The 15805-nt window shown below is 70.9% G+C and carries 11 protein-coding genes; 8 read left to right on the forward strand and 3 right to left on the reverse strand.

Translation table 11 applies throughout. From position 1 onward, the window contains the following. Positions 1-199: 199 nt before the first annotated feature. The 3 genes from tkt to PGN25_21375 form a co-directional block, all read right to left on the reverse strand. Positions 200-2275, reverse strand: coding sequence for a transketolase (tkt, locus tag PGN25_21365; GenBank protein ID MEH3120062.1), 2076 nt, complete (start codon positions 2273-2275; stop codon positions 200-202). Between the two features lie 62 nt (positions 2276-2337). Further along, complete coding sequence (locus tag PGN25_21370) at positions 2338-4197, reverse strand: glycoside hydrolase family 15 protein (GenBank protein ID MEH3120063.1); 1860 nt, start codon at positions 4195-4197, stop codon at positions 2338-2340. Between the two features lie 232 nt (positions 4198-4429). Further along, positions 4430-5041 carry a hypothetical protein gene (locus PGN25_21375; GenBank protein ID MEH3120064.1) on the reverse strand — a complete coding sequence of 204 codons (612 nt, stop codon included), beginning with the start codon at positions 5039-5041 and terminating at the stop codon, positions 4430-4432. A gap of 207 nt (positions 5042-5248) precedes the next feature. Between PGN25_21375 and PGN25_21380 the strand changes: the two genes are divergently transcribed. From PGN25_21380 to PGN25_21415, 8 genes are all read left to right on the forward strand, one after another. Next, a complete protein-coding gene (locus PGN25_21380) occupies positions 5249-5836 on the forward strand; it encodes an ANTAR domain-containing protein (protein MEH3120065.1) in 588 nt (195 codons plus the stop codon). Beyond that, positions 5833-6849 (forward strand): CmpA/NrtA family ABC transporter substrate-binding protein, encoded by a 1017-nt coding sequence (locus tag PGN25_21385; protein ID MEH3120066.1) that lies wholly within the window; start codon positions 5833-5835, stop codon positions 6847-6849. Before PGN25_21380 ends, PGN25_21385 begins: the two co-directional genes overlap by 4 nt. A gap of 606 nt (positions 6850-7455) precedes the next feature. After that, a complete protein-coding gene (locus tag PGN25_21390) occupies positions 7456-8751 on the forward strand; it encodes a CmpA/NrtA family ABC transporter substrate-binding protein (GenBank protein ID MEH3120067.1) in 1296 nt (431 codons plus the stop codon). Continuing rightward, positions 8751-9611 carry a nitrate ABC transporter permease gene (gene ntrB, locus PGN25_21395; GenBank protein MEH3120068.1) on the forward strand — a complete coding sequence of 287 codons (861 nt, stop codon included), beginning with the start codon at positions 8751-8753 and terminating at the stop codon, positions 9609-9611. Before PGN25_21390 ends, ntrB begins: the two co-directional genes overlap by 1 nt. A gap of 13 nt (positions 9612-9624) precedes the next feature. Beyond that, positions 9625-10419 (forward strand): ABC transporter ATP-binding protein, encoded by a 795-nt coding sequence (locus tag PGN25_21400; protein MEH3120069.1) that lies wholly within the window; start codon positions 9625-9627, stop codon positions 10417-10419. A gap of 190 nt (positions 10420-10609) precedes the next feature. Then, positions 10610-11824, forward strand: a complete 1215-nt coding sequence (locus tag PGN25_21405) for an FAD-dependent oxidoreductase (GenBank protein MEH3120070.1) — start codon at positions 10610-10612, stop codon at positions 11822-11824. Between the two features lie 11 nt (positions 11825-11835). Further along, positions 11836-13641, forward strand: a complete 1806-nt coding sequence (locus PGN25_21410; GenBank protein ID MEH3120071.1) for a NirA family protein — start codon at positions 11836-11838, stop codon at positions 13639-13641. Next, positions 13638-15239: a sulfite reductase subunit alpha gene (locus PGN25_21415; GenBank protein ID MEH3120072.1), complete on the forward strand. Its 1602-nt coding sequence runs from the start codon at positions 13638-13640 to the stop codon at positions 15237-15239. The genes PGN25_21410 and PGN25_21415 overlap by 4 nt, the downstream gene beginning before the upstream one ends. Positions 15240-15805 lie beyond the last annotated feature (566 nt).

Raw genomic sequence — 15805 nt, forward strand, 5'->3', positions numbered from 1 at the left:
CGTGATGTCTGGTGCGTCCCGTGCCCGGTAGATAGGGCGGGGCGGGCGCCTCAACCCTCCCCCCCGTCTGCGGGGGAGGGGGCCTGCGGAGCGGGCGGGGGAGGGGCTGGCGCAGGTTCCGGAAACGGCGCTCCCCTCTCCCGCGCTCCCTTCGGGGGCCACCCTCTCCCGCTTCGGGGGAGAGGGCAGTTGGCGCGCCCTACTTCCCGTGCTTGGCCACCTGCGCGCGCGCGGCCTCCAGCACCTTCCCGGCGGTGAAGCCGAACTTGCCGAGCAGATCCTTGATCGGGGCCGAGGCGCCGAAGGTGTGCATGCCGACGATGGCGCCCGCCGAACCGGCGTAGCGGTCCCAGCCGATCACGCTGCCCTGCTCCACCGCCACGCGGGCCAGAACCTCGGGCGGCAGCACGCTGTCGCGGTAGCTCTCGTCCTGGCGCTCGAACAGGTCCCAGGACGGCATCGAGACGACGCGGGCCTTGACGCCCTCGCTCGTCAGGGTCTCGTAGGCGCCGACGCAGAGCTGCACCTCCGAGCCGGTGCCGATCAGGATCACGTCGGGGGTGCCGTCGCAATCGGCGAGCACGTAGCCGCCCTTCGCGACACCGGAAGCCGGGGCGTACCGGGAGCGGTCGAAGGTCGGCAGCGGCTGGCGGGACAGCGCCAGGACCGCGGGCTGGTCCTTGAGCGAAAAGATCACCCGGTAGGCCTCGGCGACCTCGTTGGCGTCGGCCGGGCGCAGGGTCATGAGGCCGGGGATGCAGCGCAGCGAGAGCAGTTGCTCCACCGGCTGGTGGGTCGGGCCGTCCTCACCGACGCCGATCGAGTCGTGGGTGAAGATGTGGAAGACCGGCAGTTCCATCAGCGAGGCGAGCCGGATCGGCGGTCGCATGTAGTCGGCGAAGACGAGGAAGGTCGCGCCGTAGGCCCGCAGGCCCACCAGCCCGAGGCCGTTCACGATCGAGCCCATGGCGTGCTCGCGCACGCCGAAATGGATGTTGCGCCCGCCCGGCTCGAACGGGGTGAGCGAGCCGGCCCCCTCGAAGGTGAGGTTCGACTTGTTGGAGGGCGCCAGATCCGCCGAGCCGCCGAGCAGGAACGGCACGTGCTTCGCGATGGCGTTCAAGACCTTGCCCGAGGCTTCGCGGGTCGCGAGCCCCTTGGCGTCGGCCTCGAACACCGGGATGTCCCGGTCCCAGCCCTCGGGCAGGCGGCCTTCGAGGAAGGCGCTCAGATCCTCCGCATGGGCCGCGTCCGCCGCCTTGGCCTCTGCGAAAAAGCCTTGCCACTGGGCGTAGAGCGCGGCGCCGCGCCTGCCGATGCCCTCGGCGAAGGTGTCGTAGACGCCGTCCGGCACGAGGAACTCGGAATCCTCCGGCCAGCCATAGGCGCGCTTGGCCCCCTTCGCCTCGTCGGGGCCGAGCGCGTCGGAATGGGCTTTGGCCGTGTTCTGCTTGGTCGGCGCGCCGTAGCCGATGATCGAGTTGACGATGATCAGGGTCGGGCGGTCGCTCGACTGCAGGAAGGTTTCCAGCGCGGCCGAGATCGAATGCACGTCGTTGGCGTCCGCCACCCGCAGCACCTGCCAGCCATAGGCGAGGAAGCGCGCGGCGACCTCCTCCGAGAAGGCGAGTTCGGTGTGGCCCTCGATGGTGATGGTGTTGTTGTCGTAGATCCAGCACAGGTTCGACAGGCGCAGGTGCCCGGCGATCGAGGCGGCCTCCTGGCTGACGCCCTCCATCAGGTCGCCGTCCGAGCAGACGGCGTAGACGTTGTAGTCGAACAGCGGCCGGTCGGGCCGGTTCAGGCGCTCGCCCTTGAAGCGGCCGCCGACGGCCATGCCGACGGAGTTCGCCACGCCCTGGCCGAGCGGGCCGGTGGTGGTCTCGACGCCGGTGGTGAAGCGGTATTCCGGGTGGCCCGGCGTGCGGCTGTCGAGCTGCCGGAATTTCTTGATGTCTTCCAGCGATATCGCGGGTGCGTTGCCGCCGTCGCTCTCGGCGACGCGGGCGAGGTGCAGCAGCCCGTAGAGCAGCATCGAGGCGTGGCCGGCCGAGAGCACGAAACGGTCCCGGTTCGGCCAGTGCGGATGGGCCGGATCGTAGCGCAGATACCGGTTCCACAGGGTGTAGGCGACGGGCGCCAGCGCCATCGGCGCGCCGGCATGTCCCGAATTCGCCTTCTGCACCGCGTCGATCGCGAGCGTCCGGATCGTGTCGATCGCGAGCGTGTCGCCCTCGCTCGGGGCCGCCTTGGGGCTCGTGTCTGCACCGCTCATCAGTCTCGTCTCTCTCGCTTCCACCGCCCGCCGGGCAACCGCCGCCATGAAGCGGACGGCGCCTACTGCGCCGCGATGGATTCGCCTGCCCTCGACTCGGAATCGTCCGCGCCGCCGCCCCGTTCCTTCGCCGGACCGGTGGCGCGGCCGTAATTGAGGATCGTGTTGACGAGCGCAACATGCGTGAACGCCTGGGGGAAGTTGCCCACCTGGCGTTTTGCGCGCACGTCGTACTCCTCGGAGACCAGTCCGAGGTCGTTGCAGATGCCGATCAGGCGCTCGATCAGGTCGCGGGCCTCGGCGCAGCGGCCGAGCCCGATCAGGTTGTCGGCGTACCAGAAGCTGCAGGGCAGGAAGGCGCCCTCGTTGCCGGGCAGGCCGTCGGTGGTCTGCCCTTCGGTCTCGTAGCGCAGCACGAAGCCTTCGCGCATCAGGTGCCGCTCGACCGCCGCCACCGTGCCGACGACGCGGGGATCGTCCTGGGGCAGGAAGCCCATATGCGCGATCAGCAGCAGGCTCGCATCGAGCGCCTTGCTGCCGTAGGACTGCACGAAGCTGTCGAGTTCGGCGTCGAAGCCCTTCTCGCAGACCTCGGCGTGGATCTCGTCGCGGATCGCGCGCCAGCGGCCGAGCGGCGGATCGGCGGGGCGAAGAGCGTCTTCGCCCATCATCTCGACGCTGCGGATCGCCCGGTCGAAGGCCACCCAGGCCATCACCTTGGAATGCACGAAGTGGCGCCGTCCGCCGCGCACCTCCCAGATGCCCTCGTCGGGCTCGCGCCAGGCCGTTTCGAGATGCTTGATCAGGGCCTGGCCGACGCGCACGCCCTCCTTGTCCTCGGCCATGCCGCGGGAGCGGGCCTGGAACAGCGCGTCGAACAGCTCGCCGTAGACGTCGAGCTGGAACTGCGACACCGCCGCGTTGCCGACCCGCACGGGCCGCGAGTTCTCGTAGCCGGGCAGCCAGTCGAGCTCGATCTCGGGCAGAAGCCGCTCGCCGCCGATGCCGTAGAGGATGTGCGCCTGTTCCGGGTTGCCGGCCACCGCCCGGGTCAGCCAGTCGCGCCACGCGCGGGCCTCCTCGATGTAGCCGGAATCCATCAGCGCCAGCAGCGTGAAGGTCGAGTCGCGCAGCCAGCAGAAGCGGTAGTCCCAGTTGCGCACCCCGCCGAGATCCTCGGGCAGCGAGGTCGTCGGCGCGGCGACGATGCCGCCGGTCGGCCGGTAGATCAGGGCCTTCAGCGTCAGCAGCGAGCGGCGCAGGATGTCGTCCCAGGGTGTCTCGAGCGTGCAGCGGCTCGACCAGTCGCGCCAGAACCGGTTGGTGTCGTCGAGCCAGCGGCGCGGCTCGATCGGCGGCGGGTCGTCCTCGTGCGAGGCGCCGTAGCTGAGCACGAAGCGGATCGCGTCGCCCTTGTAGACCGTGAACTCGGAGACCGTGGTCTGGTGGGTCGAGCCGCGCATCGGCGCGTTGGTGCGCAGCACCACCTTGTGCGGCCCGGAGATGGCGCGCAGATCCCCGAGTTCGCTGCGCGACACCCAGGGCACCGCCGAGCCGTAATCGAAGCGCACGGCGAGATCCATGCGCATCGCCATCCGTCCGCGCACGCCCTCGACGAGGCGGATCACGTGGGAGCCGTCGCCGACCGGCATGAAGTCGGTGACGCGCACCTCGCCCTCGTGGGTCCTGTGGGTGGTCTCCAGCACCAGCGAGCCGGTGCGGTAGCGCCAGGAATGCCGGGCGCCCTCCGCCGCCGGGGCGATCTTCCAGAAGCCGTGCTCCTGCGTGCCGAGCAGGCTCGCGAACAGCGCGGCGGCGTCGAAGCGCGGCATGCACAGCCAGTCGATGCTGCCGTCGCGCCCGACCAGGGCCGCGGTGCGGCCGTCGCCGATCAGGGCGTAATCCTCGATCCGTCCCGCCATCCGCGTCTCCGTCGCATCGTCCCGAGCCGACCGGCGCGGGGGGCGCGAATACGGGCGTCGGTCTCGCTTTCCAAGGTGCCGGCCGGCAGGTCGGCCGGAAAGACACCGCACCATCGGGGGGGGGTCGGCGGGCGTTGCGCCGGGCGCTCCGATCCCCGCGAAGTGGCGCAGCCGCCGCGCTTCGCAAGGCTTGGGCGGATAACGATCGTGAAAACGGTGCCCGCGGGCGGGTTCAGCGCAGGTCGGAGACGAGGCTGACGACCGAGCCGCCGAGATGGGCCGCGCCGGTGCCGACGCTGCGGGCCGCGTCCCAGGCCGCATCGATGGCGGCGAAGGGCAGGGCACCCGCGGGCAGGAAGCGGCCGTCCTCGGCCTCCGCCTGGGCGGCCGGAGCCTCGAAGGGGGCGGCGACCGGCCCCGTCGCGGGTTTCGGCGCGGCCGCCGGCTGCGTCGTCGCCATCCGGCTCGCGGGCGGGCGGCGGCGTTCGGATCGGGCGATGGCGGGATTGCGTGCCGGGCGGGACGGCGCCGCGGCGGGTTCGCTCGCCGCGACGGGTTCGCTCGCCGCGACGGGGGGCGCGAGGCGGGCGAAGGCTTCGCTCGCCGGCACCGGTGCCAGATCCGCCACGAGGGCGTTGCCGGGATCGAACACGGTGAGGCCGGGTGCCGCAGCCATGGCGGGAACCGGCCTGGCCGGCTCCGGCGTCTCCCTGGCCGGCTCGCGGCAGGCGAGGGACAAGAGGGCGGCGGCGAGCGCGAGGCCGAGGGTCGGCAGGAAGGGCGGCAGACCGGCGCGGGGCGTCGCGGTGACATCCGGCTTCCGCAACGGATCGACGATGCGCATGAACCGGACCCTCCCGATGGATTCGCCAACGGCTTGCATGTACCGTTCCGTTTGCGGCGGAAGCGGGGCCGTGACATGTCCGGTTCGTAAACGCTCGGCGTGGTCGGCACCGGATGGACCCCTCGCTTGGCCGCCGCCCCCTTCCCGCGCCGGCCCGCACGTCGTAACGCCCTTTCTTCGAACCGGATCGAACCGCCCCAGGCCTCGATGACCGAGACCAGCCTCACCGTCGCCGTGATCGATCCGAGCCGCGCCCGCGCGGCGATCCTGGAGGAGGGCCTGCGGGCCTCGGGCGTCGGCACCGTCGTCGTCCTCTCCGACGGGCCGGACCTCCGGACCCGGGTGGCGAGCCTCAGGCCCGACGTCATCGTCGTGCATCTGGAGAGCCCGAGCCGGGACGTGCTGGAACAGATGTCGGGCCTGTCCCGGCAGGCCGAGCGGCCGGTGGCGATGTTCGTCGACCGCTCGGACCAGACCATGATGCAGGCGGCGGTCGATGCCGGCATCTCGGCCTACGTGGTCGACGGCCTGCGGGCGGAGCGGATCAAGTCGATCCTCGACATCGCGATCCTGCGCTTCAACGCCTTCGCGCGGCTCCAGCGGGAACTCGACGAGGCGCGCTCGGAACTCGCCGACCGCAAGCTGATCGAGCGCGCCAAGGGCATCCTGATGACGCGAAAAGGCATGGGCGAGGAGGAGACCTACAAGCTCCTGCGGCGGCAGGCGATGAACGAGAAGCGCAAGATCGTCGACATCGCCCGCGCCATCGTCACCGCGGCGGACCTGCTCGGATGAAGCTGACGCTCGGATACGTCCCGCTCGCCGACGCCGCCCCCGTGATCGCGGCGGCGGAACTGGGCTTCGCCCGCGACGAGGGCCTCGACGTCGCCCTGTCGCGCGAGCCCTCCTGGGCGACCCTGCGCGACCGGCTGGCGCTCGGCCATCTCGACGCCGCCCACATGCTGGCACCGCTCGCCATCGCCAGCGCGCTCGAACTCTCGGGCCCGCGGGCGGCCTTGAGCGTGCCGATGGCGCTCAACCTCAACGGCAACGCCCTGACCGTTTCCAACGCCCTGTGGGCGGCGATGGCGCCGGAGAGCGACGGGCCGGCGGACGTGGCCGCCGCCTTCGCCCGGGCCGCCCGCGCGCGGGCCGGGGCGGGGCGACCGCTGACGATCGGCACGGTGCACCCCTTCTCCAGCCATTCGTACCAGCTTCGCCTGTTCGCGGGCCTCGGCGGGCTCGACCTCGACGCCGCGGTGCGGGTGGTGGTGGTGCCGCCGCCCGATACGGTCGGCGCGCTCCGGCGCGGGCTCATCGACGGCTTCTGCGTCGGCGCCCCCTGGAACAGCGTCGCGGTCGCCGCGGGCCTGGGGCGGATCGCCGCGCTCGGCTGCGAGATCGCCCCCGACTGCCCGGAGAAGGTGCTGGCCCTGCCCGCCGAGGGGGCGGACTTCGCGCTCCCGCTGGTGCGGGCGATCCATCGCGCCGGATCGTGGTGCGCCGAGCCCGCCAACCGCGATGCCCTCGCCGCGCTCCTGGCCGAGCGGGCCGGGCTCGGGTCCGACGCGGCGCTGATCGCCCGGACGCTCGGCGGTGCGCTGATCGTCGATGCACACGGCACCCGGCGGACGAACACGGCCTATCTGCGCCTGGGCGCCGCGACCCACTGGCCGGACCCGGCCCATGCCCGCTGGTTCGTCGCGCAGATGGTCGCCTGCGGGCAGATCGCGCCGGGCGGCGACGCGGCCGAGCGGGCCGCGGCCCTGTTCCGGCCGGACATCTTCGAGGCGGCGATCGCTCCCTGATCGGGCCGTTCCGGCCGTCGTCGCGAGGGCGAGGCCGATACGGCCGGCGAACGGATTCGGGATCGCGCGAAAGTCTCATCCGGCTCTCGTCGCGCACCGGATGGTTTCGGCTCCCCCTCGCCATGACGGGGCGGGCGGGACACGTCGTCGTCGCGAGCCGTCAGGCGAAGCGATCCGGCACCACGACCTTCACGAATTCATCCCGCGTCTTCCGCATCGGCCAGCGGGATCGGCTCGAGACCTCGCGCCGACGAGAGGATTTCCTCGTCATCGCGCGCGAAAGCGAAGCGAGCCGTCGGCATGTCCCCGTTCGTCCTGCGCATCGCCGCGGCATCCGCTCAAATTTTGTGCACCGCACGCGAAGGCCGGGCTTTCGAGCGAAGCGGGCGTCCCGACCGCCTCTCCCGCGGCGCCCCCGCCCCCGACCGACACGGCTTGGCACGCTTCCTGCGACCCGATCCGGGCGGGACCGCCAACGATGACGGCCCCCTCATGTCAGCAAGGCCGCTGATCCGGATTTTCCGCACGCGATTCACGATCGCGCCAGGCGATCCCCGGACGGCGGCTTTTTTCATGCGTGCTCAGGGCAACGGAGACGAGGAGCGGATGAGCATCGATCAGGGCGACACGACCCGGCGCGGCGTCCTCAAGGGGGCGGCGGCCGCCCTCGCGCTGGCGGGCGCCGCCCGCGCCGCCCTGCCCGGCGGTGCCTTCGCGCAGGGCGCGGGGCCGGAGGTGAAGGGCGCCAAGCTCGGCTTCATCGCGCTCACCGACGCGGCCCCCCTCTTCGTCGCCAAGGAGAAGGGCATCTTCGCCAAGTACGGCCTGCCCGAGACCGAGGTGCTGAAGCAGGCGAGTTGGGGCACCACCCGCGACAACCTCGTGCTCGGCTCCGAGGGCAACGGCATCGACGGCGCCCACATCCTCACCCCGATGCCCTACCTGATCTCGGCCGGCCGGGTGACGCAGAACAACGTGCCGGTGCCGATGTACATCCTCGGCCGGCTCAACCTGAACGGCCAGTGCATCTCCGTCGGAAAGGAATACGCCGAAGACAGGATCGGCCTCGATCCGAAAGCCTTCAAAGCCGCGATCGACCGGAAGAAGGCCTCCGGCAAGCCGGTGAAGGCCGCCATGACCTTCCCCGGCGGCACCCACGACCTCTGGATCCGCTACTGGCTCGCCGCCGGCGGCATCGATCCCGACAAGGACATCGAGACCATCGTCGTGCCCCCGCCGCAGATGGTGGCGAACATGAAGGTCGGCACGATGGACGTGTTCTGCGTCTGCGAGCCCTGGCACAAGCAGCTCATCAACCAGGGCATCGGCTACACCGCGCTCACCACCGGCGAACTCTGGAAGGACCATCCCGAGAAGTCGCTGGCCCTGCGCGCGGCCTGGGTCGACAAGTATCCGAACGCCGCCAAGGCCGTCCTGATGGCGGTGATGGAGGCCCAGGCTTGGTGCGACAAGCCCGAGAACTGGGACGAGCTCGCCGCCATCGTCGCCAAGCGCCAGTGGATCAACGTCCCGGTCGGCGACGTGATCGAGCGGATGAAGGGCAAGTTCGACTACGGCAACGGCCGCGTCGTCGAGAAGAGCCCGGTGATGATGAAGTACTGGGACAACGGCGCCGCCGGCTATCCCTATCACAGCCACGACCTCTGGTTCCTCACCGAGGATATCCGCTGGGGCAAGTTCGAGCCGACGACGGACACGAAGGCGCTCATCGCCAGGGTCAACCGCGAGGATCTGTGGAAGGACGCCGCCAAGGCGCTCGGCGGCATCGCGATCCCGGCCTCGACCTCGCGGGGCAAGGAGACCTTCTTCGACGGCAAGGTCTTCGATCCGGAGAACCCCGCCGCCTACCTCGGCAGCCTCGAGATCAAGAAGGTCGCGTGATGGCCACCGGAGCAACGCTCGCCGCGACCCGCATGCGCGCCGCCGCCAAGGCGCGCGGCCCCCTCGTCACCATGGTCGCCCTGCGCGGGCTCGCCGCCCGCGTCGTGCCGCCGCTCGTCGTGCTGGCGGGCCTCCTTCTGCTGTGGGAGGTGCTGTGCTCCTCCCCCACCGCCGGCCTGCCGCCGCCCTCGCGGGTGGTGGCGGAGGCCTGGGACATCATCGTCGATCCGTTCTACGACAACGGCGGCACCGACAAGGGCCTGTTCTGGCATATCGCCGCGAGCCTCCAGCGCGTGGCGCTCGGCTTCGCGCTGGCCGTGGTGGCGGGCGTGCTGCTCGGCACCCTGGTCGGCCAGTCGGAATGGGCGATGCGCGGCCTCGATCCGATCTTCCAGGTGCTGCGCACGATCCCGCCGCTGGCCTGGCTCCCGCTCTCGCTCGCCGCCTTCCGCGACGGGCAGCCGAGCGCGATCTTCGTGATCTTCATCACCTCGATCTGGCCGATCATCATCAACACCGCGGTCGGCATCCGCAACATCCCGCAGGATTTTCGCAATGTCGCGGCGGTCGTCCGGCTGAACCCGATCGAGTTCTTCGTGAAGATCATGCTGCCGTCGGCGGCGCCCTACATCTTCACCGGCCTGCGCATCGGCGTCGGCCTGTCCTGGCTCGCCATCGTCGCGGCCGAGATGCTGATCGGCGGCGTCGGCATCGGCTTCTTCATCTGGGACGCGTGGAACTCGTCGCACATCAGCGAGATCATCGTCGCCCTCGTCTATGTCGGGCTCATCGGCTTCGTCCTCGACCGGCTGGTCGCCGGGCTCGGCGTGCTCGTGACCCGCGGCACCAGCGCAGCGTGAGGGAAGCGATCCCATGGCCCATCTCTCCCTCTCCCAGGTCGGCATCGCCTTCCGCCGCGGCGGAAAGACCTCCGAGGTGCTGCGCGACGTGAACCTCGACATCGCCAAGGGCGAGTTCGTCTCGATCATCGGGCATTCGGGCTGCGGCAAGTCGACGGTGCTCAACATCGTCGCCGGGCTGCTCAAGGCCTCGACCGGCGGCGTGCTGCTCGACGGGCGTGAGGTGAACGCCCCCGGCCCCGACCGCGCCGTGGTGTTCCAGAACCACTCCCTGCTGCCCTGGCTCACCGTGCGCGAGAACGTGGCGCTCGCCGTGGACAAGGTGCTCAAGGGCCAGAAGACCCGGACCGAGCGCGCGGAGTGGATCGAGCACAACCTCGCCCTCGTGAACATGATGCACGCCGCCGACAAGCGCCCGGCGGAGATCTCCGGCGGCATGAAGCAGCGCGTCGGCATCGCCCGCGCGCTCGCCATGGAGCCGACCGTGCTCCTGATGGACGAGCCGTTCGGGGCGCTCGACGCGCTGACCCGCGCCCATCTCCAGGACCAGCTCATGGAGATCCAGACGCGGCTCAGGAACACCGTCATCATGATCACCCACGACGTGGACGAGGCGGTGCTGCTCTCCGACCGCATCGTGATGATGACGAACGGGCCCTCCGCCACCATCGGCGAGATCCTGCCCGTGCCGCTGGCGCGGCCGCGCCGCCGGCTCGACCTCGTGGAGGACGCCGCTTACGTCCACGCCCGCGCCGCGGTGCTGGAGTTCCTCTACGCCCGCCACGCCAAGCCGGCGCAGGCCGCTTGAACGACGCCTCGTCCCACCCATCCATCCCCCCATCCTTGAGGGGTCTGCCGCAGGCGGGCCCCCGGAGGAGGGTCCAGGGCGCGAGCAGGCGGGAGGCCTCCTTCGAAGCCTCCGCAGCGCTCCGGCACCTCGGGAGGAGGGCGCGGCGGGGAGTGACCGGAAAAGTGAGATGCCTTCAGAAGCGCAAGAAATGAAGGACAGACTCGTCGTCGTCGGCAACGGCATGGCCTCGCTGCGCTTCCTCGAGCGGCTGACGGAGCGGGCGCCGGGCCGCTACGACGTGACGGTGGTCGGCGCCGAGCCGGTGGCGGCCTACAACCGGGTGCTGCTCTCGTCGCTGCTCGGCGGCGAGGTGGACGAGGGATCCTGCGGCTTCCGCCCGCTCTCCTGGTACGAGGCGCACGGAATCCGCCTCGTCACCGGCGCGCCGGTCACCGGGATCGACCGGGCCAACCGCCTCGCCCTCGTCGGGCAGGCGCATGTCCTGCCCTACGACCGGCTGGTGCTGGCGGTGGGCTCGCTGCCGATCCGGCTGCCGCTGCCGGGCATCGACCTGCCCGGCGTCCTCACCTTCCGCGACCTCGCCGACGTGGCGGCGATCCGCAAGGCGGCGGTCGGGCACGCCAGGGCGGTCGTCGTCGGCGGCGGCCTGCTCGGCCTGGAGGCCGCGGTCGGGCTCGCCCGCCTCGGCGTCGACACCACGCTGGTCCACGTCATGGACCGGGTGATGGAGCGCCAGCTCGACCACGGGGCCGCCCGCCTCGTGCGCGCGGCGATGGAGGCGCGCGGCGTCAAGGTCATGCTGTCGGCCGACACCGCGGCGATCGAGGGCGAGGCCCGTGTCGAGCGGCTCCTGCTGAAGGACGGCCGCGCGATCCCGGCCGACCTCGTGGTGATGTCGGTCGGCATCCGCGCCTCGACGGCGCTCGCGCAATCCTGCGGGCTGGCCTGCGGGCGCGGCATCGCCGTCGACGACCGCATGACCACCTCGGACCCGGCGATCCACGCGCTCGGTGAATGCGCCGAGCACAGGGGCACCGTTTACGGCCTCGTCGAGCCCGCCTACGAGCAGGCCGAGGTGCTGTCGCGGCACTTTGCCGGCGAGGCGGCGGCCTATCCCGGCACGTCGCTTGCCACGAGCCTCAAGGTGTCGGGCCTGTCCGTCTTCTCGGCCGGACGGGTCGATACGCCCGAGGAGGCCGAGGCGGTCGTGATGCACGACGCCGCCGCCGGGCTCTACCGCAAGCTGATCATCGCCGACGGCCGGCTCGCAGGGGCCGTCTTCGTCGGCGACATCTCGGAGCAGGCGCGCTGCAAGGAGCTGATCCGCTCCGGCGCCCCGCTCTCCCCCGACGACCGGGACGACCTGATGTTCGGCCCGGCCCCGAAAACCCTCGCAGCGTGAGTGAGGCAGCGATGGCCGACGCATTCGACGCCGAGCAGAAGCGGTATCTGGAGGGCTTCGCCTCCGGCATCGCGGCCGCCCGGATGACCGGTGGCCTCGCCGCGGGCCAAGCCGCCGCGGGCCAAGCCCCGGCGGGCGCGCCGGCCGAGCCCACGGGCCCGGACGCGATCCACGTCAAGGCGCAGGACCGCACCGTGAAGGACGGCGGCAAGCTCTGCGAACAGGAGAAGTGGAAGCGCGCCGGGAACCCGTTCGAGGGCCACAACCGCCTGATTTCCGAGGCCGCGACCGGCAAGGCGCCGAAGCCGGAGGACAACTTCCGCTGGCGCTATCACGGCCTGTTCTGGGTCGCCCCGACCCAGACCTCCTACATGTGCCGCCTGCGCATCCCCAACGGCATCCTGCGGCACGGGCAGTTTTCCGGCATCGCCGACCTCGCCGACAGGCATGGCGGCCCCTACAGCCACGTCACCACCCGCGCCAACCTCCAGGTCCGCGAGATCGCGCCCGAACACGGCCAGGCCTTCCTCGACGGCCTGGTCGATCTCGGCCTGACCGCCCGCGGGGCGGGCGCCGACAACATCCGCAACGTCACCGGCTCGCCCACCGCCGGCATCGACGCGCAGGAGCTGCTCGACACGAGGCCGCTGGCCAGGTCCTGGCACAACTGGATCCTGAACGACCGTTCGCTCTACGGCCTGCCGCGCAAGTTCAACGTCGCCTTCGACGGCGGCGGCGTGATGCCGGTTCTCGAAGAGACCAACGACATCGGCTTCCAGGCGATCGAAGTGCTGGAGGGGGCCTCCGTCCCCGCCGGCATCTGGATGCGGCTCGTGCTCGGCGGCATCTCCGGCCACAGGGATCTCGCCCGCGATACCGGCATCGTCCTCAAGCCCGAGGCGTGCAACCCAGTCGCCGACGCGATCCTGCGCGTCTTCATCGAGAACGGCGACCGGACCAACCGCAACAAAGCCCGCATGAAGTACGTCCTCGACGCCTGGGGCTTCGACAAGTACCTCGCCGCCGTCGAGGAGAAGCTCGGCCGCAGGCTGGACCGGGTCGCCCCCGAGCACGTCGCGCCACGGAAGCCCACCGACCGGTTCAGCCATGTCGGCGTGCATCGCCAGGTCCAGGAGGGCCTGAACTGGATCGGCGTGGTGCTGCCCGTCGGCAAGATGACCACCGACGAGATGCGGGCACTCGCAAAGATCTCCGCCGAGTGCGGCGACGGCGAGATCCGCCTGACCGTGTGGCAGAATTTCATCTTTTCCGGCGTGCCGGACGCCAGGGTCGCGGAGGTCGAGGCCCGCGTCGCGGCGCTCGGCCTCACCACCAGGGCCGCCGGCATCCGCTCCGGCCTCGTGGCCTGCACCGGGGCGCGCGGCTGCAAGTTCGCGGCCTCCGACACCAAGGGTCACGCGATGATCATCGCCGATCACGTCGAGCGGACCGTGCCGGGCCTCGACGTGCCGGTGAACGTGCACCTCACCGGCTGCCACCACTCGTGCGCCCAGCACTACATCGGCGACATCGGGCTCATCGGCGCCAAGGTCGTCGTCTCGGAGGAGGGCGATACGGTCGAGGGCTACGACATCGTGGTCGGCGGCGGATTCGCCGAGACCCCGAAGATCGGCACCGAGATCTGGAAGGCGGTGAAGGCCGAGGACGCGCCGACCCGCGTCGAGGCGCTGCTCGACGCCTATCTCGCCCGCCGCCAGGGCCCGGAGGAGAGCTTCCAGGCCTTCACCGCGCGCACCGGACCCGAGGCCGTGCGCGAGGCCGCCGAAGAACAACCCGCCCTCAAGGCCGCCGCATGACCCAGCACGTCGCGCCCCCGCTCGTTCTCATCCCCGAGAGCGCCCCCTTCACCGCCGACCAGCGCTCCTGGCTGTCGGGCTACTTCGCGGCGCTCCTCGGCCCGGCGGTCGAGGGCGCGACGGCGCTCGCCCCCGGCGAGGAGGCGGGCCATGCGAAAGAACTCGCCGACAACGACGACGCGCCCTGGCACGACCCGTCGATGCCGATCGGCGACCGCATGGCGATCGCCAAGGACCGCTCCGAGCCGCAGAAGCTGATGGCCGCCATGGCTCAGCAGGATTGCGGCCAGTGCGGCTACAACTGCGCCGACTACGCCAACGCGATCTTCCTGAAGAACGAGGAGCGCCTGAACCTTTGCCAGCCCGGCGGCAAGGAGACGCTTCGGATGCTGAAGAAGCTGGAGCAGGAGTTCGGCGCCTCCGGCGGCGCGGCTCCCGCGAAGGAGGATGCCGACGCGCCGAGGAAGGAGCCGGAACTCGGCCCGCTCGGCTATTGCCGCGAGAATCCGGTCGAGGCGACCTTCCTGTCGCGCACGCGCCTCAACGCGCCGGGCGGCGAGAAGGAAACCTGGCACATCGAGATCGACCTGAAGGACACGCCGATCGCGTACGCGGTCGGCGATTCCCTCGGTCTGTTTCCCGCCAACGCCCCGGCGCTGGTCGATGCGGTGATCGCCGAACTCGGCACGCGCCCCGAGCGGACGATCCGCGGAAAGACCCTGCGCGAGCGGCTGCTGGGCGACTACGCGCTCGGCGCGGCGCCGGACAGCCTCTACCAGCTCCTGTCGCTGCTGACCTCGGGCGAGGCCCGCAGAAAGGCGCAGGCCCTGGCCGCGGGCGAGGATCCGGACGGCGACGCGCAATATCTCGACGTGCTCGGCGCGCTGCACAAGTTTCCCGGTGCCCGGCCCGATGCCGAGGTGTTCCTGGAAGCGCTCGACGCGTTGCAGCCGCGGCTCTACTCGATCTCCTCCTCGCCGAAGATGGATGCCGGCCGCGTCTCCCTCACCGTCGATGCGGTGCGCTACAACCACCGCTCGCGCCTGCGGCTCGGCGTCGCCTCGACGCATCTCGGCGAGCGCCTGCCCGAGCGGACGAAGGTCAGGATCTATCTCCAGAAGGCGCACGGGTTCGGTCTGCCGGAGGATCTGTCGCGGGACGTGATCATGTGCGGCCCCGGCACCGGCGTCGCCCCGTTCCGCGCCTTCCTGCGCGAGCGCGCCGCCACCGGGGCGCCCGGCCGCAACTGGCTGTTCTACGGCCACCAGCGGCAGGCCAGCGACTTCTTCTACAAGGAGGAGCTGAACGGCCTGAAGGACGAGAAGGTGCTCACCCGCCTCTCGCTGGCATGGTCGCGCGACGGCACGGAGAAGACCTACGTCCAGGACCGGATGCGCGAGAACGGCGCCGAGCTGTGGAAGTGGCTGGAAGGCGGCGCGCATTTCTACGTCTGCGGCGATGCCAAGCGCATGGCCAAGGACGTGGAGCGGGCGATCATCGACGTCGCGGCGCAGTTCGGGGGGAAGAACCCCGACGCGGCGGTGGCCTATCTCGCCGCCCTGAAGAAGGCCGGGCGGTACCAGGCCGACGTGTACTGAGGGGCCTTCTTCCCTCCTCGTCATCGCGAGCGTCAGCGAAGCGATCCGGCGGCGCGACCGATCCGGACAAGGCGGCGCCCTGGATGGCTTCGGCTTCGCCTCGCCGTGACGGAATGACAGAGCATCGTCCCGGAAGGTGGCTGCCGGCTTGTCGAGACGACATCCGGTTGATGATTTCGGCCTCTCCTGCGTCATCGCGAGGCGAAGCCGTGGCGATCCAGGGCGCGACCTTTCCGGACAGGGCGCGCCCTGGATCGCTTCGCGGCCGCTCGCGAGGACGGAGGGGGGCCAAACCCGAAGCGATCAAGCGGAAACGGTATGAGAGCCTGCTCGACGGCGAACCTCCCATCCCCTCATCCGGGGGTGCCCGTGTCAGCGGGCCTCGAAGGATCCTCCAGATTCCGCCCGATCCCTGGAACACCCTTCGAGGCCTCCGCTACGCTCCGGCGCCTCAGGATGAGGGTGGGAACGGGAAAAAGCTCTCCCCTTCGCGGGCGTTGCCTGAAGGCACGCTGGCCAAGCAGAGAAGGCTCTCAGTCCAGGGCCATCGCTCGAAGCCGCATGAG

The organism is Methylorubrum populi, from assembly GCA_036946625.1.
Taxonomy (GTDB): domain Bacteria; phylum Pseudomonadota; class Alphaproteobacteria; order Rhizobiales; family Beijerinckiaceae; genus Methylobacterium; species Methylobacterium populi_C.

What these genes read in the sequence shown, in the direction of transcription:
- tkt (MEH3120062.1), bottom strand. Translation starts at nt 2,275, where the DNA reads ATGAGCGGTGCAGACACGAGCCCCAAGGCGGCCCCGAGCGAGGGCGAC.
- PGN25_21370 (MEH3120063.1), bottom strand. Translation starts at nt 4,197, where the DNA reads ATGGCGGGACGGATCGAGGATTACGCCCTGATCGGCGACGGCCGCACC.
- PGN25_21375 (MEH3120064.1), bottom strand. Translation starts at nt 5,041, where the DNA reads ATGCGCATCGTCGATCCGTTGCGGAAGCCGGATGTCACCGCGACGCCC.
- PGN25_21380 (MEH3120065.1), top strand. Translation starts at nt 5,249, where the DNA reads ATGACCGAGACCAGCCTCACCGTCGCCGTGATCGATCCGAGCCGCGCC.
- PGN25_21385 (MEH3120066.1), top strand. Translation starts at nt 5,833, where the DNA reads ATGAAGCTGACGCTCGGATACGTCCCGCTCGCCGACGCCGCCCCCGTG.
- PGN25_21390 (MEH3120067.1), top strand. Translation starts at nt 7,456, where the DNA reads ATGAGCATCGATCAGGGCGACACGACCCGGCGCGGCGTCCTCAAGGGG.
- ntrB (MEH3120068.1), top strand. Translation starts at nt 8,751, where the DNA reads ATGGCCACCGGAGCAACGCTCGCCGCGACCCGCATGCGCGCCGCCGCC.
- PGN25_21400 (MEH3120069.1), top strand. Translation starts at nt 9,625, where the DNA reads ATGGCCCATCTCTCCCTCTCCCAGGTCGGCATCGCCTTCCGCCGCGGC.
- PGN25_21405 (MEH3120070.1), top strand. Translation starts at nt 10,610, where the DNA reads ATGAAGGACAGACTCGTCGTCGTCGGCAACGGCATGGCCTCGCTGCGC.
- PGN25_21410 (MEH3120071.1), top strand. Translation starts at nt 11,836, where the DNA reads ATGGCCGACGCATTCGACGCCGAGCAGAAGCGGTATCTGGAGGGCTTC.
- PGN25_21415 (MEH3120072.1), top strand. Translation starts at nt 13,638, where the DNA reads ATGACCCAGCACGTCGCGCCCCCGCTCGTTCTCATCCCCGAGAGCGCC.